At 57.2% G+C, this 20886-nt stretch carries 19 protein-coding genes; 1 reads left to right on the top strand and 18 read right to left on the bottom strand.

Features of this window, described 5'->3' with window-relative positions:
* Window positions 1-6 precede the first annotated feature (6 nt).
* The 17 genes from D1841_RS00820 to D1841_RS00740 all read right to left on the bottom strand — a co-directional run bounded on the left by D1841_RS00820 (window position 7) and on the right by D1841_RS00740 (window position 17963).
* On the bottom strand, window positions 7-1356 hold the full coding sequence (locus D1841_RS00820; RefSeq protein ID WP_160641245.1) for a penicillin-binding transpeptidase domain-containing protein: 1350 nt from the start codon (window positions 1354-1356) through the stop codon (window positions 7-9).
* A 30-nt stretch (window positions 1357-1386) separates the two neighbouring features.
* Entirely contained in the window at window positions 1387-3318 is a 1932-nt protein-coding gene (locus D1841_RS00815) for an FtsW/RodA/SpoVE family cell cycle protein (protein ID WP_160641244.1), read from the bottom strand.
* Window positions 3319-3363: 45 nt separating this feature from the next.
* Window positions 3364-4035, bottom strand: coding sequence for a UDP-N-acetylglucosamine pyrophosphorylase (locus tag D1841_RS00810; RefSeq protein ID WP_160641243.1), 672 nt, complete (start codon window positions 4033-4035; stop codon window positions 3364-3366).
* Between the two features lie 18 nt (window positions 4036-4053).
* The gene (locus D1841_RS00805; protein WP_160641242.1) at window positions 4054-4842 is read right to left on the bottom strand and encodes a hypothetical protein; all 789 of its coding nucleotides are present in this window, start codon (window positions 4840-4842) and stop codon (window positions 4054-4056) included.
* Between the two features lie 14 nt (window positions 4843-4856).
* Window positions 4857-7604 carry a preprotein translocase subunit SecA gene (secA, locus tag D1841_RS00800; RefSeq protein WP_160641241.1) on the bottom strand — a complete coding sequence of 916 codons (2748 nt, stop codon included), beginning with the start codon at window positions 7602-7604 and terminating at the stop codon, window positions 4857-4859.
* A 228-nt stretch (window positions 7605-7832) separates the two neighbouring features.
* The gene (gene argS, locus D1841_RS00795; protein WP_160641240.1) at window positions 7833-9524 is read right to left on the bottom strand and encodes an arginine--tRNA ligase; all 1692 of its coding nucleotides are present in this window, start codon (window positions 9522-9524) and stop codon (window positions 7833-7835) included.
* Window positions 9525-9530: 6 nt separating this feature from the next.
* Window positions 9531-9806 (bottom strand): Smr/MutS family protein, encoded by a 276-nt coding sequence (locus D1841_RS00790; RefSeq protein WP_160641239.1) that lies wholly within the window; start codon window positions 9804-9806, stop codon window positions 9531-9533.
* A gap of 10 nt (window positions 9807-9816) precedes the next feature.
* A complete protein-coding gene (locus tag D1841_RS00785) occupies window positions 9817-10563 on the bottom strand; it encodes a heparan-alpha-glucosaminide N-acetyltransferase domain-containing protein (RefSeq protein WP_237076118.1) in 747 nt (248 codons plus the stop codon).
* Window positions 10560-11075 carry a deaminase gene (locus tag D1841_RS00780; protein ID WP_160641343.1) on the bottom strand — a complete coding sequence of 172 codons (516 nt, stop codon included), beginning with the start codon at window positions 11073-11075 and terminating at the stop codon, window positions 10560-10562. The genes D1841_RS00785 and D1841_RS00780 overlap by 4 nt, the downstream gene beginning before the upstream one ends.
* Before the next feature lie 40 nt (window positions 11076-11115).
* Window positions 11116-11535 (bottom strand): cytidine deaminase, encoded by a 420-nt coding sequence (locus D1841_RS00775; protein ID WP_160641238.1) that lies wholly within the window; start codon window positions 11533-11535, stop codon window positions 11116-11118.
* A gap of 4 nt (window positions 11536-11539) precedes the next feature.
* A complete protein-coding gene (locus tag D1841_RS00770) occupies window positions 11540-12505 on the bottom strand; it encodes a sugar kinase (RefSeq protein ID WP_237076117.1) in 966 nt (321 codons plus the stop codon).
* Between the two features lie 22 nt (window positions 12506-12527).
* Window positions 12528-13934: an MATE family efflux transporter gene (locus D1841_RS00765; RefSeq protein WP_160641237.1), complete on the bottom strand. Its 1407-nt coding sequence runs from the start codon at window positions 13932-13934 to the stop codon at window positions 12528-12530.
* A gap of 20 nt (window positions 13935-13954) precedes the next feature.
* Window positions 13955-14653, bottom strand: coding sequence for an HAD family phosphatase (locus D1841_RS00760; RefSeq protein WP_160641236.1), 699 nt, complete (start codon window positions 14651-14653; stop codon window positions 13955-13957).
* A complete protein-coding gene (locus D1841_RS00755) occupies window positions 14650-15453 on the bottom strand; it encodes a sugar phosphate isomerase/epimerase (protein ID WP_160641235.1) in 804 nt (267 codons plus the stop codon). The genes D1841_RS00760 and D1841_RS00755 overlap by 4 nt, the downstream gene beginning before the upstream one ends.
* A gap of 145 nt (window positions 15454-15598) precedes the next feature.
* Window positions 15599-16588 carry a HAMP domain-containing sensor histidine kinase gene (locus tag D1841_RS00750; protein WP_160641234.1) on the bottom strand — a complete coding sequence of 330 codons (990 nt, stop codon included), beginning with the start codon at window positions 16586-16588 and terminating at the stop codon, window positions 15599-15601.
* On the bottom strand, window positions 16585-17268 hold the full coding sequence (locus D1841_RS00745) for a response regulator transcription factor (RefSeq protein WP_160641233.1): 684 nt from the start codon (window positions 17266-17268) through the stop codon (window positions 16585-16587). Before D1841_RS00745 ends, D1841_RS00750 begins: the two co-directional genes overlap by 4 nt.
* The gene (locus tag D1841_RS00740; RefSeq protein WP_160641232.1) at window positions 17265-17963 is read right to left on the bottom strand and encodes a YjjG family noncanonical pyrimidine nucleotidase; all 699 of its coding nucleotides are present in this window, start codon (window positions 17961-17963) and stop codon (window positions 17265-17267) included. Before D1841_RS00740 ends, D1841_RS00745 begins: the two co-directional genes overlap by 4 nt.
* Before the next feature lie 220 nt (window positions 17964-18183).
* Here D1841_RS00740 and D1841_RS00735 point away from each other — a divergent pair, with 220 nt between their 5' ends.
* Window positions 18184-19452, top strand: a complete 1269-nt coding sequence (locus D1841_RS00735) for a glycoside hydrolase family 10 protein (RefSeq protein WP_160641231.1) — start codon at window positions 18184-18186, stop codon at window positions 19450-19452.
* Between the two features lie 177 nt (window positions 19453-19629).
* On the opposite strand, the gene D1841_RS00730 is transcribed toward D1841_RS00735, so the two are convergent.
* On the bottom strand, window positions 19630-20838 hold the full coding sequence (locus D1841_RS00730; protein ID WP_160641230.1) for an acetate/propionate family kinase: 1209 nt from the start codon (window positions 20836-20838) through the stop codon (window positions 19630-19632).
* Between the last annotated feature and the right edge of the window lie 48 nt (window positions 20839-20886).

Raw genomic sequence — 20886 nt, 5'->3', positions numbered from 1 at the left:
CCTTCCTCAAGCCAAGGCCTGGAGCATGGCGTTTACAAGGACTCCCGCCGTCTCAATGCCGCCCTCGCCCTCTTCCACAACCACCGCGAACGCATAGGGATACTGGGCGCTGTCGCAAAAGCCTACCATCCAGCAGTTAGGGGCTTTGCCCTCCCCCACTTCGCCTGTGCCAGTTTTGGCGCAGACCGCCATGCCCTGGGGGAACATCCAGTCGCCATAGTAATTTTCCACGTCGCCGCGCAGCAGGGTTTTTAACTGTCGGGCGGTTTCCGCGCTCATCAGCTTCCTGTCCCCGGATGCCGCCAGCCCGGAAAAGATGTCTCCCCCTTCTGTCAGGCGGGGCTGGGTATAGGAACCATCCTTGGCCACAGCCCCCATAAGAGCCATCATGTGGTAGGGATTTGCCAGCACTGTGTACTGGCCTACTGCCGCCCAGCCTATCTGATTGGCATTTGCCCCTGTGAGATCCAGTGTGCTTTTTGTAACATTTACGCCGTTAAAGTCAAAACTCTGGTTAAAGCCCATTTCCTCTGCTTTCTTCTGCAAGGCCCCGCCACCGATATCGTTTGCCAAATGGGCAAAATAAATATTGCAGGAATTGCCCATGGCGGCAAACATGTCCTGGGAGCCGTGGGCCTCCCCGTGCAGGCAGGTGATATCGCTGCCGCCGATATTTTCCGCGCCCCAGCACTCGTAGGTGCGTTCGCTCCAGGAATCGGGCCACTTTTCCATAGCAGCGGCGGCTGTGATAATCTTGAAAATACTGCCCGGGGTAAAGCTTGCGGACAAGGACTTGTCCAGATAAGCGCCCTTATACGCGTCATTTGTCTCAATATCCTCGGGCACAAAGGCGGGGTCAAAGGTGGGGGCGCTGACCTTGCACAGAATATCCCCGTTTTCATAATTATAGAGGATTGCCGCGCCGTTTCGGCCTGCCATGGCATTATAGGCGGCTGTGCAGGCGTCCTGGCTGACTGTTAGGGTAAGGCCGCTGCCCATGCGGGAAAAGACCGTATCGTTCAGCCCTGTAATAAAGTTATAGCCTGTAAGCTTGTCCCCCATGACAGACTGCACCCCTGTACCGATAAAACCCGCCGTATCCCCGATAGTATGAAGCAAGGCCCGGCGCACTGTGTCATTTTCACTGTAAACCCGCCCGCCGTCCTGGCTGGTGGCAAGAAGATTCCCGTCCCTGTCCTTGATGTCTCCCATCTGCCCGGAAAGGTGGGCGTTATAAGGCTGCATAACCCACTGCCTGCCATGTAAAAACATGTTTGCAACCAGGTATCCCACCCCGCCTATAAAGACAGCCAGCAGGATATAGAGAACAATTGACCGAAAGCCTACTGTTTTCAAAAACCCATCCCCTTTCTCCTTGGGATTCCTTTATCTCCAGCTTGTGATATCTTCCATATCCCCGCTGTCTCCAGGCGGCGGGGGCGGCCTTTTGGGATTGCTGTGGCGGGCCGGCGGGCTTGCATACCGCTTGCCTGCCCCGCTTTTGCGGCGGGGAGCAGGCCGGGGCGTATAGCCTGTATCCATTTCAGCAGTGCGGCTGGGACGGGGCGGCGCGAACTCCTCGGTGCCGCGCCCGGGCCGGGCCGCCGCTGGACGGCTGCTGTTTTTGCTGGCCCGCCGGGCAGCATAGGTGCGCTCGTCAGAAGCTTTCAGGAAGGCCATCAGCCCCCACACGCTCATCATGCTGGATCCGCCTGCGCTGATAAAAGGCAGGGTAACGCCTGTCATGGGCAGGATGTCTGTTGCGCCGAACACGTTCAGGCAGGTCTGGAACAGGAGCATTCCCGCCACAGCGCAGGCTCCAATGGAAAAGAAGGTGGAGCGGCTGCGGGTGACATCGCTGCGGGCATAGATGGTGAACATGGCAATAGCCATCAGCACCACAAGGCCCAAAAGCAGTCCCTGTTCCTCGCAGAGCAGGCCGAAAACCAGGTCGCTATCTGCCGCAAACACCCCGGAGCCTGCCAGCATCCCATCCCCCAGGCCAACGCCGAACAGGCCCCCGCTTGCCATATAGGTGAGCGTCCGGGTTTGGGAATAGCCCATTTGGTCGTTGATATGCTCCCACACATGGCCCCAGCCCTGAAAGCGGGAGACAATGTGGGGCATAAACTGCAGGGCCAGCAGCACGCCCAGCCCCGCGCCTGTCAGCACCAGGGCGATGGTACGCACGCTGCCGGAACGCATAAAGGCGATGATGAGGAAGCACGCAAAGAAAATAGCGGCAGTGCCCAGGTCTTTCATCAGCACCAAAAATCCCATGCAGACGCCTGTGAACACCAGGAATTCCGTAATATTCTTTTTGGTCTGGAGCCTGTCCAGGGTGGAAGTGCCTACAAAAATAAAGGCGATTTTTATCAGCTCTGAGGGCTGGACGCTTACCGGCCCGATGAAAATCCAGTTTTTCGAGCCATACTGCTCCCTGCCGAAAACCAGGTTGATGATGAAAAGCAGGATGGCCCCGGCCCCGATATAGAGGCGGAACTTTGCCACCCTGTCCATATCGTTCATGAACCAAATCAGGAAGCAGAACAGCAGGACGCCGATGAACATGGCGGCAAGCTGGGTTTTGATGGCGTCCATATCGCAGGCGGCAAGAAGGGTGATGCCGATGCCGGAAAGGAGATACGCAATGGTTTCTATTTCAAAGCTGACCCGGTGCTGAATGCCAATGGAATACACATACAGCCCCCAGCCTATGGCCATGGCTATCAGGGTGGGCACAGCCTGCATGGGGGCAGCCTTTCCCCCTATAAAGCAGGCCTGTAGCGCCATCAAAAGGTGTACGAGGCTTGCCGTCATCATCAGCTTTAAGGGAGAGGCGGCTTCCCGGGAGAAGCCTGTAAAAATGCGGCGGCGCTTTTCCGGCGGGGAGTCCGCGTTCCACAGGGTGAGGGTCACGTCTCCCAGGGTGACAGCGTCCCCAATGCTTAAAAGCTTCTGCCCCTTTACCTTTTTGCCGTTTACCTGCACCCCGGCATGAGAACCTGTGTCGCAGATAACCCAGCCCTCCTCCCGGCGCATGAGCACCGCGTGGTCCCGGGAGATGGTGGCGTCTGGCAGGCAGATGTCGCAGGATTTGCTGCGCCCGATGGAATTTTCCCAGTACAGCACAGGAAAGCGCAGGCCAGAGCTTTCATCGCAGAGCATGACCACCGGATCCCGGCGGCGCTGGCCCTTTTTAAAGGAAGTGTAGCTGCGCCACACCACGTACAGCGCCAAAACCGGCACAATGGCCCGCACAAGGAGCAATACTGTAGGCAGCACCCCGGTTTCCAGAAAATCTGTCACCATATCCATTTGCCTTTCCCTCCTTTCCATGGCTTGTGCAGCCGTCCTGATCCTTTAACGCTGGGGGACAACCTCCCCCTGGTTTTTATAAATGCTCTGGCTGGGCACAAAGCCCCGCACCGAGGAGAGGGGGTATACACGGCTTTCCTTTCCAACCACAGCGCCGGGATTGAGCACTGTGCCGCAGCCGATTTCCACCCCGTCCCCCAGCATGGCACCAAACTTTTTCAGGCCTGTCTCTATGCGCTTCTGGCCTATCCGGACGGTGACCAGGGCTTTATCTGACTTCACGTTGGAGGTGATGGAGCCTGCCCCCATGTGGGCCTTATATCCCAGGATGGAGTCCCCCACATAGTTATAGTGGGGCACCTGAACCCGGTCAAAGAGGATGACATTTTTCAGCTCCGTGGAATTCCCCACCACGCAGCCTGCCCCTACCAAGGCGTTTCCCCGGATAAACGCGCCAGGGCGCACCTGGGTTTCCGGGCCGATAATGCAAGGCCCGGCAATATAGTTCTGGGGGAAAATGACGGCGGTTTTGTGTACCCACACGTCCTCTCCCCTCTGCTCATATTCCCCGGCAGGCAGGGAAGCGCCCAGCTCTTTTATAAAGCCGCCAATGCCGGACAGCGCCTGCCAGGGGTATTCCGTACCCTCCAGCAAGGGGCGGGCAGCGGTGTGGGACAAATCAAACAACGTGCTTGTGCATAAAGCTTCCAATTCCATAAGGCAGCCATCCTTTCTTCAGCCTGCTGTCAATTGCAGTATTGTTTGGTCGATATTTTCAATCTGGTTTAAATCAAGCTGCAATTCTCCCTCATTTGTCTGGCGGATGTCCAGGGACATGGTGCGTGCCACCCCATAGTCAATGGCGGCAGCCTGCTGGCGGCAGAATTCCACCACCTTTTCCATATACAGCTCCTGGGGATTTACCTGGGTAGTCACCGGCTTGGGCGTGGCAATGGGGCTTTCTTCTTCATCGTTTTCCCGTTCCTCTTCTCCCCAATCGTCTTCCCCTCCATCCCCGTCCTCATCCTCCTCTGGCTCCGGGCTGGGGCTGGGCGTGTTCAGAGCGTCGGCCTCCTCCTGGGCCTGCTGGCGCAGGGCCTCCAGTTGGGCGGAACAGTCGCTGAAATTCACAATGGGCGTGACTTCCACCTCAATATAATAGCCTGTATCTACCTTCTGCTCCTCCCGCACTGTATACTTGGCGTGCTGGAGAAGCTGGGAGAAAATTTCTGTAAGCTGGGAAAGCTGCTCTTCCGAGGGATTTACGCCATAGGTATTGCAGAAATTTATCACCATGTTTTCTATGGTGGTGGCGTGGCTTTCCCGGGCAGCCTCCTCTGTAGTCTGGGCCACCACAATGAAGCTGTCGTGGGAATTGTGATAGCTGCTGTCAAGCAAGGCCTGGATATACCCGGAAACATCATAGTCGGCAAAGCCGGGCATCGGGATATCGCATCCGGACAGGGCGAAGGCCAGCAGGGCTGCCAGCACCAGAAGCCCCCACGCTTTTATCTTTTTCTTCATGGGGCTTCTCCTCCTTATTCGTCCCGCCCGCAGCACTTTTTATACTTTTTACCGCTACCGCAGGGGCACAACTCGTTGCGCCCTGGCTTCTTCTGCTTGCGCACAGGCTGCTTTTTCACCGTATTGTCCCCGGCTAAGCCGGCGCTTATAATCTTAACGCGCTGCTGGGGCTTCGGCGCTTCCTCGCTCTTTGGCTCCCAGGTAAGCACCAGCTTGGCAGTGTCCTCCCGGATGGCGGAAATCATTTTATCAAACATTTCAAAGCCTTCCAGCCGGTATTCCACCACCGGATCATGCTGGGCATAGGCTCGCAGGCGGATGCCCTCCTGCAACTGCTCCATGGCGTCAATGTGATCCATCCACTTTTCGTCAACTGTCTCCAGCAGCTTCACCCGCTCCAGAATGCGCATCCGCTGGGGCGTGAACTTCTTCTCCCGCTGGGCATACATGTCGGCGGCCCGCTTTTTCAGAAGCTCCAGCACATCCTCCTGCTGGAGGGTTTCCAGTTCATCCGGCGTATAGCGCAGATCCCCTTCCTGTATCAGCCAGTCGTAGTCCTTGCACAGGCCGGGCAAGTCCCAGATATCCCGCTGTATTTCCTCCGGCATGGCGGCTTTTACCTTTTCTTCCAGATCTTCGTTTATCATCTTCAGGATAGGCTCCTGCATGTCCTCGCCGTTCAACACCTGATCCCGCTGCCCATAGATAATCTGGCGCTGGCTGTTCATCACCTCGTCATATTGCAGCACGTTCTTGCGGATGCCGAAGTTCCGGCTTTCCACCCGGCGCTGGGCGCTTTCAATGGCGTTTGACACCATGCCCGTTTCAATAGGCATGTCATCGTCAATCTTCATCCTATCCATGATAGCGGACAGGCGCTCCCCGCCGAACAGGCGCATTAAATCGTCCTCCAGGGAAATATAGAACCGGCTTTTGCCCGGATCCCCCTGGCGGCCCGCGCGGCCCCGGAGCTGGTTGTCAATACGGCGGGACTCATGGCGCTCTGTGCCAATGATGTAAAGCCCGCCCAGGGCTTTCACCTCTTCTGCCTCCGGCGCAATTTCCTCCTTGTATTTCTGGTTCAGCCTTGCAAATGTTTCCCTGGCCTCCAGGATGGCCTCATCCTGGGTGTGGCTGTAGGCGGTGGCCTCCACCAGAAGCTCCTCGGCATAGCCCATTTTACGCATTTCGGCCTTTGCCATAAATTCTGCGTTGCCGCCCAAGAGGATATCCGTACCACGTCCAGCCATGTTGGTGGCAATGGTGACAGCCCCTTTCCGGCCCGCCTGAGCCACTATCTGGGCTTCCTTTTCATGGAACTTGGCGTTTAGCACTTGATGCTTGATGCCCCGCTGGCGCAGCATTTTGCTAAGCTCTTCAGACTTCTCAATGGTGATGGTGCCCACCAGCACAGGCTGGCCTTTTTCGTGATGTTTCGCAATGTCATCAATCACGGCCTGGAACTTGGCCGCCACAGTCTTATACACCACGTCCGGGCAGTCCTCCCGGATCATAGGGCGGTTGGTGGGGATTTCCACCACGTCCAGCCTGTATATTTCGGAAAATTCCTCCTGCTCCGTCATGGCGGTGCCCGTCATGCCGGAAAGCTTCTCATACTGGCGGAAATAGTTCTGGAAGGTGATAGTGGCAAGGGTTTTGCTCTCCCGGGCGACCTCCACCCCTTCCTTGGCCTCAATGGCCTGGTGCAGGCCTTCGTTATACCGCCGCCCGAACATCAGGCGCCCGGTAAATTCGTCAACGATAATCACCTCGCCATCCTTCACCACATAGTCCTGATCCTTGTGCATAATGCCCCAGGCCCGGATAGCCTGGTTTACATGGTGCTGGATGCGGATATTGTCAGAGTCGGTCAGGTTTTCAATGTCAAAATAGTTTTCCGCTTTTTTTACGCCCCGGCGGGTGAGGGAACAGGTTTTGAGCTTCTCGTTGATAATATAATCATATTCGTTATACAGCTCGTCATTGTCCTGCTTTTCGTCAGTTTCCTTTACCCGGATAGGCTTCAAGGTTTTAGCCAGGGAATTTGCCCGCTGGTAAAGGATATCCGCTTCATCACCATGCCCGGAGATAATCAGGGGGGTGCGGGCCTCGTCAATGAGGATGGAGTCCACCTCGTCCACAACGGCGTAATGGTGGCCCCGCTGCACTTTATCCTCCTTGCGGATAACCATGTTGTCCCGCAGGTAGTCAAAGCCCAGCTCGTTATTGGTGGCATAGGTGATGTCGCAGGCATAAGCCTCCCGCTTCTCCGCGCTGGACATGCCCGTTAAAGCAAGGCCTACTGTAAGGCCCATGAAGTTAAAAACGCGGGCCATCATCTCTCCCTGGTATTTTGCCAAATATTCGTTTACAGTGACAATGTGAACCCCCTGGCCTGTCAGGGCGTTTAAAAAGGCGGGCAGGGCCAGGGTGAAGGTTTTCCCTTCGCCTGTTTTCATTTCCGCAATACGGCCCTGGTGCAGGATAATGCCGCCCTGCACCTGCACTGGAAACAGCCGCAGGGAAAGCACCCGGTCCATGGCCTCCCGGCAGGCGGCAAAGGCTTCTGGGAGGATGTCATCCAGGGTTTCCCCTTTTCCCAGCCGCTCCTTCAGCAGGCCAGTCTGGGCTTTCAGCTCTGCGTCATCCATGGCTTTATAGGCATTCTCCAGCCCCAGCACCTTGTTCACCAGCGGCTGTACACGTTTTAACTCCCGTTTGCTGTAATTGCCAAACAGCTTTGTCAGAATATTATTCGCCAATCTATTCTCATACCTTTCTGTTTCTGCCTGGGACCTGCTTGAGACAGCAGGCTCTATCTTGTTATTATACCAAATTCTGCGCGGGCAGTCAAATTAACAAACGATAAACTTTCCGGGACGGCAAAACCCCAGCCAGTCTGGCTGGGGCAGGGTATGAAAAACAAGATACCGGACGCAAAGCGGCGCTTTTTCACGGCTTTGCGTGGGAAGCCTGTATCCCATGACCATTTACATGCTTTCAGGAGCCGTCACCTTGAACAGGCTCAGGCCGTTTTCCAGCACCTGCTTAAAAGCGGTGCAGAGGTACAGCCTAGCGGCAGTGAGGGCGGGATTATCCCCCTTCACCCGGCAGGCATTGTAGAATTTGTGGAACAGGGTGGACAGAGCCATAACGTACCGGGTGATGCGGGCCGGATCCATGGCCTTTGCCGCTCCCTCCACCTCGCTTGTATAGGCGGAAATCTGGCGGATTAACTCTGCTTCTTCCGGGGCAGTGAGCAGGCCCAACTCCTCCAGGGCGCATTCCCGGGGGGTGACGCCGTCGGCAGCCAGATTCCGCAAAATGCTGCACACCCGGGCGTGGGCATACTGCACATAGTATACAGGATTCTGGGAGTCCTGCTGGACAGCCAAATCTAAATCGAAGTCAATGCGGGTGTTAGGCTCGTAAGAGTTAAAGAGGAACCGGGCCGCGTCTACAGGCACCTCTTCCAGCAGGGTTACCAGGGTGATGGCCTTGCCGCTGCGCTTGCTGGCCTTGACAATCTCCCCGTCCCGCACCAGGCGCACCATCTGCATCAGCACAATTTGCAGGCGGGAAGCATCCACACCCAAGGCGGTGAGGGCAGCCTTTAACCGGGGCACGTAGCCATGGTGGTCAGCCCCCAGCACGTCAATGGCTATGTCAAAGTTCCGGGTGACCAGTTTATCATAGTGGTAGGCGATGTCCGGCACCACGTAGGTGGGCACACCATTCCCGCGCACCAGCACAAAGTCCTCGCTGCCGTATGCTTCCCCCTTAAACCAGACGGCCCCTTCCTTTTCATAGGTGGCCCCTTTTTCCTTTAACAGCTCTACCACCCGGCCTACAGCGCCGTTTTCATGGAGGGTGGATTCCCTAAACCAGTTATTATATTCCACCCGGTAGCGCAGCAGGTCATCATGGAGGCCCTGGATGTTCTGAGGCAGGGCGAAGTCCACCAGTGCCTGCCGCCTGTCGCTTTCCGGCGCTTCCACATACTGGTCGCTGTATTTCTCCGCAAAGCTTCTGGCGTGCTCTTTAATGTCCTCTCCCTGATAGCCGTCCTCTGGGAAGGGCACCGCGTCCTCCCCCTTATATATCTGGAGATATCGGGCCTCCAGGGAGCAGGCAAACTTGTTCACCTGGTTGCCTGCGTCATTGACGTAAAACTCCCGCTCCACCTGATAGCCTGCGGTTTCCAAGGTGGCGGCAAGGGCGTCTCCCAGCACGCCGCCCCGGGCATTGCCGATATGCATAGGGCCGGTGGGATTGGCGGAAACAAACTCCACCAGCACCCGTTTCCCCTCTCCCATGGCGCTGCTGCCGTAAGCCCGGCCCAGCTTGTGGACATCCTGGAGCACTTCCCCGTAAAACCGGGGGGCATAGGTGAAATTTAAGAACCCAGGCCCCGCAATTTCGCAGCTTTGAAAGCAGGTAGCGGAAAGATCCAGGTTTTTCTGGATGGCCTCCGCAATCTTCCGAGGAGGCATTTTAAAGGCCCTGGCTCCTGCCATGGCAGCGTTACAGGCCCAGTCCCCATGGGCGCGGTCGCCGGGCACCTCCAAAGCGATTTCCGGGGCCTGGGCCTGGGGAAGCTCCCCTGCCGCCTGGGCCTTTTCTATAGCCTGCCCTACTGCCGCCCGCAGTTCGCAGGTGGCTTTCGCAACCAGCATTGACATATACTTTCATCCTTTCACAGTCTTTTTTTGCATATTCCGCAGCACCAGCCGGGTCTCGCCGGGGTTTAAGGCGGGAAGCTTTTCCTTTATCCGGGGATGGCTTAGCTCCTCCCGCACCATGTCCCGCAAAAGGGTGCCCCGGTTGTAGCCGTGTATCACCCGCAGCTCTGTAACGCTTTGGGGCGCATGGTCAAGCCATGTGAGAAGCAAATCCCGGGCGTTTTCCACAGAGGCGCCATGGAGATCCACGGACATCACGCTGCCTTCCCGTTTAAACCGCATAGCGCACCTCCTACACCAGCATAAAAACCAGCATAAGCACAGGCTGGTGGGCCAGATAAATAAGCAGGCTGTGCCGCCCTAAAAAGGCCAGGGGGCGAAAGCCCGGCTTCAGCTTTTCCATAATCCGGGGGTTGTGGCCTACCAGCCGCCACAGAAAATAACCGGAGAGATATAAAAACAGCCAGGGGATTAGGGGGAAATAATCGGATGACCAGAAGCCCGGCCCCGGCAGGCCCGCTGGAGCCAGCCACTGGCTCTGATATAGCCAGGAGGGCAGTTCCAAGAGGCGGATGCCTTCAAATCCCAGATACCCGTAAGGCACGCCCCGGGTAAGGAAAAAGAGGGAAATGAAAATCGCAAGCCCCAGCCATGCCGGATATGGGGGCAGCTTCAGCTTGTTCCACAGCCACCAGACCCCGCACTGGATAAGCCCGACCATTCCCAGCAGGAACAGCACGCCATAGAGGATGCGCTCTGACGGCATGGCAAGGGTGGTCACCAAACTTACCAGGATGCCAGCCCCCAGCACAGTGAGCCCATGGCGCAGGGGATGGCGGGAAAACCGGAAGCAGAAGCCGGAGAGAAAGATGAACCCCCAACAGATGCCCTGCTGCCATATATAGCCCAGGGGGCCGGTATACCAGCTTATAGGCATGCCTTTTATAAATACCACGTCATAAAGGGCGTGATAGCCTGCCATATTGACGAGCAGCAGGCCTCGGAGGGTGTCCAGAGCGTTGTAGCGGCCCTGTTTCAATACCCCAGCACCCCCCGCAGGGATTCGTCATCCACTATCCACTGGCTCACGTCGATCACCCGGTAATGCTCTTTGTCATCCCGGCACACCACTTGGGCAATGCCCGCGTTTATCACCAGGCGCTTGCACATGGAGCAGCACACAGCGTTTTCAATATAGGCGCCCTGGCGCAGCGCCCCTGTGGCTTCGTCCCGCTCTACCGTGCGGCCCACCAGATATAAGGTGGCGCCTATCATGTCCCGGCGGGAGGCGCAGATAATGGCGTTAGCCTCGGCGTGGACGCTGCGGCACAGCTCGTACCGTTCCCCCCGGGGAATGCCCATTTTATGCCGCAGGCAGTAGCCTAAATCGGAACAATTGTCCCGGCCCCGGGGCGCGCCCACATAGCCTGTGGAGATTACCTCGTCGTTTTTTACAATCACCGCCCCGTAATGCCTGCGCAGACAGGTGCACCGCTGGGAGACGATTTCCGCCAAATCCAGATAATAGTTCACTTTATCCCTGCGTTCCAGTTGTTCCATAAGCCCTCTCCCCTCTCCTGCCCATATGGTTTTACAAGTTTTCCGGCCCGAAGGAGCAGGGCAGCAGCTCCTCCAGGGTGTATGCCTGTATCTTGCCGCCATCGGAAAGGACGATGGTGAAATCCGTCCCGCAGAATTCCCGCATGACCTGCCGGCACACCCCGCAGGGCGGGCAGAAGGCCGCGGGCGCTTCCCCTGCCGGGCCGCCTGCTACGGCAATAGCGGCAAAGTCCCGCCTGCCCTCACTGACAGCCTTGAAGAAAGCCGTGCGCTCGGCGCAGTTTGTGGCGGGGTAGGCGGCATTTTCTATGTTGCAGCCCTGATACACTGTGCCATCTTTACACAGCAGTGCCGCGCCCACAGCAAAATGGGAATAGGGCACATAAGCCCTTTCCCGGGCTTGCAGGGCCATTTCTGTCAGTTCCTGAAAATTTATGGCAGCGTTTTCCATATGCCTATACCTTTCCTGCCAGGATAATTTCCGAAAGGCGCTGCCGGGTGGGCAGGCCCTCGTTGTCGCTTTTGTGGGTAATCTGCACGGCCCCTATCACGTTGCCCCGGAAGGCTGCCTGCTCCAGGGTTTCCCCCTCTGCCAGGGCGCTGACCACCCCGGCGGCAAAGCCGTCTCCCGCACCCACAGTGTCCACGATTTTTTCCACCGGGAAGCCAGGGGAAACGCCTTTGGCGCCGTCCTTTTCAGAATAAAACGCGCCGTCTGCCCCCAGCTTTACCACCACGTTTTTCACTCCCATGGCGTGGTAGAAATCTGCTATGCCCTCCGGGCTGTCCTGGCCTGTAAGCTGTTTGCCCTCCCCTATCCCGGGCAGCACTGTCTCCGCGCCCTGGGCCAGGCTGTTCAGGATCTGCACCATCTGCCCCTTGTCCGTCCAAAGCTGGGGGCGCAGGTTGGGGTCAAAGGAATAGGGAATGCCCAAAGCCTGGGCGCGGCTGATAAGCCGCCGGGTGGCGGAAAGGGCGCTCTCCGACACAGCGGGGAAAATCCCCGTCACATGGAGCCGTTCGCAGCCGTATAAATCCAGGCCGTCTATATCGTGGGGGCTGATTTTAGAAGCAGCCGATCCTTTCCGGTAATAGGCGATGTCCGGGTCGCCCTTCTGGGTAGAGCTTTTCATCATCAGGCCTGTAAGCTCCCCCTCCGCCTGCATGACAAGGTCTGTGGAAATGCCGTTTTGGCGCAGGCCGTTCAGGATTTTCTCCCTCATGGGATCAAACCCTAAGCGGGTGCAGTAGGCCGGGGTATGGCCCAGGCGGGCAAGGCCCACTGCCACGTTGTATTCCGCCCCTGCAATGGAAGCGGTGAAGGTTTTCACCTCGCTGATTGCCCCTGTTTCATTGGCCATAAAAAGGCCCATCGGCTCTCCCAGCAATACGATTTTCATGGTATACAGCTCCTCTCTCATAAAAAGGCCTTCCAGGCCTTTGCTATGCTGCTGTGTCGTTGACTACATTCTTGGCCCATATGCCGGATTTTAACATAAAAGCCCCGATAACCACCTTGATAATATCCGCGCTCATCACAAAGAAGAACACCCACACCACGCTCAGGGCTGTAAAATGGCTTAAAGAGTAGGCAATGGGCAGGCATACGACCCATGTGAAAGCACAGTCGAAAAGGAAGGTGATGAAGGTTTTGCCGCCGGAGCGGATGGTAAAGTAAGCGCAGTTTACAAAAGCATGGACAGGCTGGAAGCATCCGCAAATGATGAGAGTCTGGGCGGCAATCTGCCGCACTGCCTCCTCGGTGTTATAAATGTAGGGGATAAAAGGAGCGCAGACCACCAGCAGGCCTCCGGTTACCACACAGCAGGAGACGCTGAAAAACATCACCTTGCGCACTGTGTCTTTAGCCCCTTCTATGTCGTTTGCCCCTAAAAGCTGCCCGGCCATAATGCCGATGGCATTGCCCATGGTCATCATAATAATGGAAAAGAGGTTATTCGCCGTTCCTGTAATATTGGTGGCTGCCACAGCGGTAAGCCCCCGGGTGGCATAGCACATGTTAATCATGGCGGTGCCCATAGACCACAGGGTTTCATTGAGCAGCAGGGGCGTGCCGGTGATGGTGATTTTCTTCACCAAGGGCAGGGGCACCCGCATGCTCTTAAAGGCCCCCTGGAGGAAGGTGAATTTTTTCTTCCGGCGGGTGGCGTATACCACCAGGTACAGCATCTCCACATACCGGGCTATCACAGTAGCCAAGGCCGCGCCCCGCACGCCCATTTTCGGAAAGCCCAAGCTGCCGAAAATCAGCAGGTAGTTGAGCACCAGGTTCACAGAAATGGAAATGACGCTTGCCATCATGGGGGAAAAGGTTTCCCGCATATCCTTCAGGGCGCTGGAATATACCTGCATTACCATAAACGGGAACAGCCCCCACAGCATAATCAGCAGGTATTCCCTGGCATACCCCAAGGTGGCGGCTATATCCGCCGGGCTGGAGTTCTCTTTATTCAAGTACAGATGGAAAAGCTGATCCCCAAAAAACAGGAAAACAGCCAGCCCCAGCGCTGTCACCCCCAAGCCGAACAGCAGCCGGAAGCGGAAGGAATGGCGCAGGCCCCTCTCGTCCCCTTTGCCGTAAAACTGCGCCCCGAAAATAGAGGCACCGGAAAGCCCGCCGAAAATGGTCAGGTTGAAAATAAAGATAAGCTGGTTGACAATGGCCACGCCGGACATGGGGTTTGTGCCCAGGCGGCCCACCATCACGTTGTCCAGCAGGTTTACAAACTGGGTGATGCCCTGCTGCACGATCATGGGGATAATCAGGGCGATAACCGCCATGTAAAAGCCCTTGTCCCCTATATAACGTTTACGGAAATTTGAAAACATATAATTCCTATGAAACTCCTTTATAATTTGCTGCAAAGCCCGGCTTCCAGGGCCTCTCCCAAAGCTTCCCCGGCGGGCTGCAGTTCTTCTATCAGTTCGCCAAAGCCGGCAATGCGCCGGTTTGCCGCTTTTTCTATGCGCTCCCTCAGCAGAAGGGCGCTTTCATCCTCCACCGCCACCACCGGGAAACCCGCTTTTTTCGCCGTTTCCATGGCATAGGCAGAGTCTTCAAACACTACGCACTCTCCAGGCGCCGCGCCGAATTTTTCCGCGCAGGCCAGGAAAATGTCCGGGTGCTCCTTGCTTTTGCCGATTTCCGTGCAGCTTACAAGCAGGCTGATATAAGGCAGCATCCCCAGCCGCTTTAGGGCCTCCCCCACTCCCTCTGCCTGGGAGGCTGTTGCCACTGCCGCCTTCACGCCGTTTTCTGCCAGCAGCCGCAAAAATTCCCCGGCCCGGGGCTTTTCCCCCACCCGGGTGCGGTAGCCTTCCAAGGCGCAGGCTGCAAGCTCCCTTACCACCTCTTCGGTGCTTCCGGGCACGCCCAACGCCCGGTACATGTCCGCGCACTGCTCCATGCTCAGCCGGTTCATGGTGTGGTGGAGATCGGCGGGAGCTTTCACGCCCTTTTCCGCCGCGTATTCATAGGTGATATCCCGCCACATGCCCATGGAATCCAGCAAGGTGCCGTCCGCGTCAAATATCGCGCATTTTATCATGGCCGCACCGCCTGCAGCGCCTGAATGGAGGCGGACAAGTCCTCCAGGAAATCTCCCCGGGTGGCATCCTGATCCACCAGCACAGGCATTCCCGCCGGAATCTGGGCCATTACAGAGGGGATGTCCGTCACCCCGCTGCCCAGCACCGCAAAACGATCCAGGCCGGAAAGAGACTGGCAGTTTTCCGCCATGTCTTTAAAATGTACAGAGCGCAGGCGGCTTCCCAGCCGCTTCAGGAACGCCGCCGGATCTATCCCGCCGTAAAGCACCCAGCCTGTATCCACCTGGGCGCCCAGGCCCTCCCCCGCTTCCTGGAGGATGGCCTCCATCACCGTGGTTTCCCCCGCTTCCCCCTGCACCCGGGCCGCTATCTCCGGTGCGTTGTTGTGAAGCCACAGGGCTGTGCCGCTTTCCGCCAGCTTTTCTGCCAGGGCGCGGCAGTCCCTGGCGAAATCCCTGTATACCTTTGCGATGTCCGGGGGACAGTTCACCACATAGGCGTCAATGGAGGTTTTTTGGGCAAGCTCTGCCATTTCCCCCGCCGCACCCAGCACATCCCGGGAGAACACGTGGCAGGAGCGGAGGCTGAGGCCCTGCCCCTCCATCATTTCCTGAAAGCCCGGCACCTCCTGGGGCTTCCAGACCAGTTCCCTGAGGGCTGCCGGATAGCCGGAAGCATCTCCAAAGAGCACACAAGGCTCTACCTGCTGATAGCCTGCCTGGGCAAGCCTTGCGAAAAAGCCTGCCGGATCCTTGCGGAAATCCCTCAGGCATCCAAATATCTGCACACCATATCCCATATTCCTTCTGTACTCCTCTCTATAGTAAGGCCAGCCGGACAGCGCTTCTGGAAAATGCCTGCCGCTTTGCAGTATAGTATACCACAAACCCGCCCGCCATTTCAATGGGAAATGTCCCGCCCCCGGCAAGGGGGGCTGGGACTTCTTAGTCCCGGGGCGCGGGGGTTTGGCGCAGATCCAGCCGCACCTGGGTGCCTTTTCCCAAGACCGACCGGATTTCAACGGGAATTTGCAGGGTGTTCAGCACCCGCTTTACCAGGTGCAGCCCCAGGCCTGTGGAGGCGCTTTCCCGCCGCCCGGTGCGCCCGGTAAAGCCCCGCTGGAACACCCGGGGCAAGTCCTCCGGGGATATGCCCACGCCTGTGTCCCTGATAACCAGCACAGCACCCTCCGCAAACACCTCCACGCCGCCGCTGTGGGTATATTTCACGGCGTTTGACAAAAGCTGCTCCAGCACAAAGAGCATCCACTTTTCATCTGTCACTGCTTCCAGCTCAAAATCCTCCAGGTGCAGGAACAGCTTTTTATAGATAAACTGGGGGGCAAACTTCTTCGCGGCCCGGGCGGCAATGGGCCGCAGGGCGCAAGGCTCCAGGCAAAGGTCTTGGGAGATGGTTTCCAGGCGCTGGTATCCCAGCACCATCTCCACATAGCGCTCAATTTTAAAAAGCTCCTGGCCCAAAGCCTCCCCGCCCGGGCTTGGCTGGGACTGCAGAATCAGCCGCATGGCGGCAATGGGTGTTTTAATCTGGTGTACCCACAAGGTGTAATAGGCCAGCATGTCCTCCTGGCGCTGGGCATGAAGCTCCTGCTTTTGCCGGGACTGCCTGCAAAGGGTGTTCAGGCTTTCCAGCAGCAGCGCTTCCGGCAGCGGCCCGGAAGGCTCCAGATCCGGCAGAAGGGCCGTTACGTTTTCCTGAAGCTCCCGCAGCTTTCCCACCCGGCGGGCATACTGCACAAAGCCGGGGATAATGAAGAACAGCAGCCACAACGTCCCTGCCACCAGCAGGATATAGGCCAGCACAGCAAGGGGCAGGTTAAACAGCCAGAACAGGCCGGCTGCCGCTGCCCCCAGCAGAAGGGCCGCCAGCACTGCCCGCAGCCTCTCTTTCACATAAGACGCCGCCAGCTTCATGGCTTTTCCTCTATGATATATCCCAGGCCCTTGCGGGTTGCCAGCATACCGGGCAGGCCCGCTTTCTCCAGCTTTTTCCGCAGGCGGGAAATGTTCACCGTCAGGGTGTTGTCATCCACAAAGCTTTCGCTTTCCCACAGCCGCTCCATCAGTTTCTGGCGGGACACCAGATGCCCGCCGTTTTCCAGAAGCACCTGGATGATGCGCAATTCATTTTTTGTCAGCTCGCTTTTTCCCAAAGGCCCTGTAAGGATTGCTGAGGCCAAGTCCACCTGTATGCCGCCATATTCCACCTGGCTGGTGCTTTTGCCGAAATCATAAGCCCGGCGCAGCACCGCCTGCACCTTTACCGTAAGCACGGAAAGGTCGAAGGGCTTGGGGATAAAGTCATCCCCGCCCAGGTTCATGGCTGTGATAATATTCATGTTGTCGGAGGCGCTGGACAGGAACACCACCGGGGCTGTGGACTGCCTGCGTATCTCCCGGCACCACTCATAGCCGCTTTTGTGGGGCAGGCCGATATCCAAAAGCACCAAGTGGGGCTGGAAGGCGGAGAACTCCTCCAGCACATGGCAGAAATCCTCTGCCGCCTGCACCTCATACCCCCACATAACCAGGTGCGCCCGCACTGCTTCCGCGATTACCGGGTCATCCTCCACCAGAAACACCCTGTATGTCATACGCCTAAAATCCCCGCTATCTCCTCATAGCTTGCGGCCTCATAGGTATAGGGAGGGCAGCCCTCCAAGGACGCAGAGCCTTCCGGGTGGTAATAGAGGGAGTGAAGCCCGGCGTTTACCGCCCCCTGTATGTCGGAGGTGAGGGAATCCCCGATAACCAGGGAGGTTTCCCTGTCCGCTTCCGGCAGGCGGGAGAACACATAGTCGAAATACCGGGGATCTGGCTTTGCGGCCCCCGCATCCTCTGACACAAAATAATCCTTTATAAAGGACAGCAGGCCGGAATTTTGCAGGCGGGTCTTTTGGGTGGAGGCGTTGCCATTTGTGACAATATACAGGCTGTATTTCCCCGCAAGCCGCTCCACCAGCTCCAGCGCCCCGGGATACACCGCGCCCCCCTGGCCCAGGCGGAGGAAATATTCCTCTGTCAGCCTTTCAGGCGTGCCTGTAAGGCCGGTTTCCCGGAGGAAATCGACAAAGCGGCCCACATAAAGCTGGGGCTTTGTACACTCTCCCCGCTCCAGCTTTGCCCACCAGGCGGCGTTGCAGCGGTCGTAACATGCCAAATATTCCAGGCTGTAGGGCCGCTGGGAGGCAAAAAAATCCTTATACAGGGAAAGGAAGGCGTTTTCCATGTCCTGGGGAAAATCCAGCAGGGTGCCGTCGGCATCTAAAAGCAGGGTGCGGTATTCCATTGGTGTCTCCTTTCTTGGCTGGGAAAAGCCCTCAGCGGGGATGCATGTCCCCTGTTGTTTGCGCATACTATATAGAGACGGGCGCTGCGGCAGGCATCCCATCACGCAAAGGGCGCCACCCTGTTGCGCCGGGGCCGCAGATGTGGTAGGATAGGGACAGGCCCTTATAGAGCATACGCCCATTGTACTTCAAAATTTTTCCACTGTCAATGGAGGGCATATGAGACGGCTGAATCTGAGAAAGCATTGTTACATCCTGTTGTGGTTCTTCCTGGCCCTGGCAGTGGGCGCAGTGTGGCTTTTGGGCGGGCGGCAGGCAGAACAGGCGCTGCCCCCCTTCCTGCCGGATTTGCAGGCCGGGGCGGCTGCGGGAGGGAAAATCCAGTTGGAGGCGGAAGATATGGCGCAGGAAAAAGAGCTTGCCGGGGTGTGGGTGCCCTATATGTCCCTGGACACAGCAGATCACACCCAGAAGGCCTTTGAGGAAAACTTTCAAAGCATTGCCCGGGAAGCAAAGGAAATGGGCTTAAACGCCCTTTTTGTCCATGTGCGGCCCTTTAGCGACGCACTCTACCCCTCTGCCCTGTTCCCCTGGTCACACCTGCTTACCGGGGAACAGGGGAAGAACCCAGGCTTTGACCCTCTGGCCTTTATGGTGGACTGCGCCCACAGCCTGGGGTTGGAATTTCACGCCTGGATAAACCCTTTGCGGGTAAAGACTGCCGAAACCCCCAAGGCACTGGCGGCAAACAACCCTTACAGCGTCCTCCAGGCCGACTGCCCCTATTACTTTATGGAATGGGAGGGCGGCGTGTATCTGGACCCGGCTTACCCCTATGTGCGGAGCCTGATAGCCGACGGGGCAGCGGAAATCGCGGAAAAATATGAGGTGGACGGCGTCCACTTTGACGACTACTTCTATCCTGCGGAGGACGCCTCCCTGGACAGCGAAGCCTATGCCCTTTATATGGAAACTGTGGAGACACCCTTGCCCCTTTTGGAGTGGCGCAGGGCCAACATCAGCGCCCTGGTGGCAGAGGTCTACGCAAAGGTAAAGAAGGCTAGGCCCCAGGCGGTTTTCGGCATCTCCCCCCAGGGGAACATAGAAAACGATAAGAATATAGGCGCGGACGTGCAGGCCTGGTGCGCCAGCCCTGGATATGTGGACTATATCTGCCCCCAGCTTTACTATAGCTTTGAAAACGAAGCCCTGGGCTATGCCGAAGCCCTTGCCCAGTGGCAGGCCCTGCCCCGCCATGAAAATTTGGCGCTTTATGCGGGCCTGGCCCTGTATAAGGCCGGGACAGACGCAGACGGGGGCACCTGGCTGCTGTCAGATGACATTATCCGCCGACAGATTGAGGCGGCCCGGGCCTCCCAGTGCAGCGGCGTGGTGCTCTATTCTTCCCAGTACCTGCATACAGAGCAGACCCAGGCGGAGGTGGCAAACCTGCCCTTCTGGGAAAATACCGAAAAAGAAAAACCGTAAACCAGGGGGAATGTATCTTTGCGATATCCTATAACTTGAAAATTCATTTTTTCAAGTTACGTGACTATATCAGGAAAAAGGAAAAGCGGGAACCCCAATGGTTCCCGCTTTTCTGTAAATTTATTGAAAGCTTATGGGAAGGAAACCCTCCCAAAACGCCGCCTGCCGGAAGGGGCCTTACAGCGCCTCTACCAAGGCTTTGGTATCCCGGGCAATGACAAGCTCCTCGTTTGTGGGAATGACGAACACCTTGATCTTGCTGTCCGGCGCGGAGATTTCCCCTTCTTTGCCGAGGGTCATCTCCTCGTTCTTCTGGGGATCCAGCTTTACGCCGGCAAACTCCAGATACTTGCAGATTTCAGCCCGGTGGGCAGTCTGGTTCTCGCCTACGCCAGCCGTAAAGACAATGGCATCGCAGCCGCCCAGGGAAACCATATAGCTGCCTACAAACTTGCTTACCTGATACTCCAGAATATCCTGGGCAAGCTTGGCCCGGGCATTGCCCTCCTGGCGGGCGGTGGTCACGTCCCGGTCATCGCTGGAGACGCCGGAAACACCCAGAAGGCCGGACTTCTTGTTGAGCACCTGATCCATCTCACTGGGGGTCAGGTGTTCCTTCTCCATAATGAAAGTAACCACAGAGGGATCCAGCGTCCCGGAGCGGGTGCCCATCATAAAGCCGTCCAGGGGGGTGAGGCCCATGCTGGTGTCAATGCACTTGCCGCCCTCCACTGCGGTGATGGAGGAGCCATTGCCCAGGTGGCAGGTGATAATCTTCAGATCCTTAATGTCCTGCCCCATCAGCTCGGCGCAGCGGGCGCTTACATAGCGGTGGGAGGTGCCATGGGCGCCATAGCGGCGCACAGCGTATTTTTCATAATACTCATAGGGAATGCTGTAAATATAAGCCTTTTCGGGCATGGTGGCGTGGAAGGAGGTATCGAACACCACAGCCTCAGGCAATTCGGTGCCGAAAAGATCCCGGCAGGCCCGGATGCCCTGGACATGGGCCTTGTTATGTAAGGGGGCTAAGGGGATAAGGCTCTCGATATCCTCAATGACCTTTTCCGTCACCAGCTCGGACTTGCTGAAAATGGCGCCGCCCTGCACCACCCGGTGGCCTACGGCGGAAATTTCGTCTAGGCTTTTGATTACGCCAAACTCCGGATCCAGCAAAGCGTCCTTCACCTGGGTGAAAGCGGCTGTGTGATCCAGCATATTCACCTTTTTGTCCAGCGCCCGCCCGTCTGCGGTCTTGTGGGTGAAGATGCCGCCGGGAATGCCGATGCGCTCGCAGTTGCCCTTGCAGAGCATCTCCTCGTTGTCCATGTCGATAAGCTGGTACTTGAGGGAGGAGCTGCCTGCGTTGATAACAAGAATTTTCATAACTCTTTTTTCCTTTCCGCTGGGGCCTGCGCAATCTGGAAAAAGCGG

Source organism: Neglectibacter sp. X4 (assembly GCF_009917365.1).
Classification (GTDB): Bacteria; Bacillota; Clostridia; order Oscillospirales; family Acutalibacteraceae; genus Acutalibacter.
The sequence above is the reverse complement of the archived record's forward strand: the minus strand, read 5'-3'. Positions and strand labels throughout refer to the sequence as shown.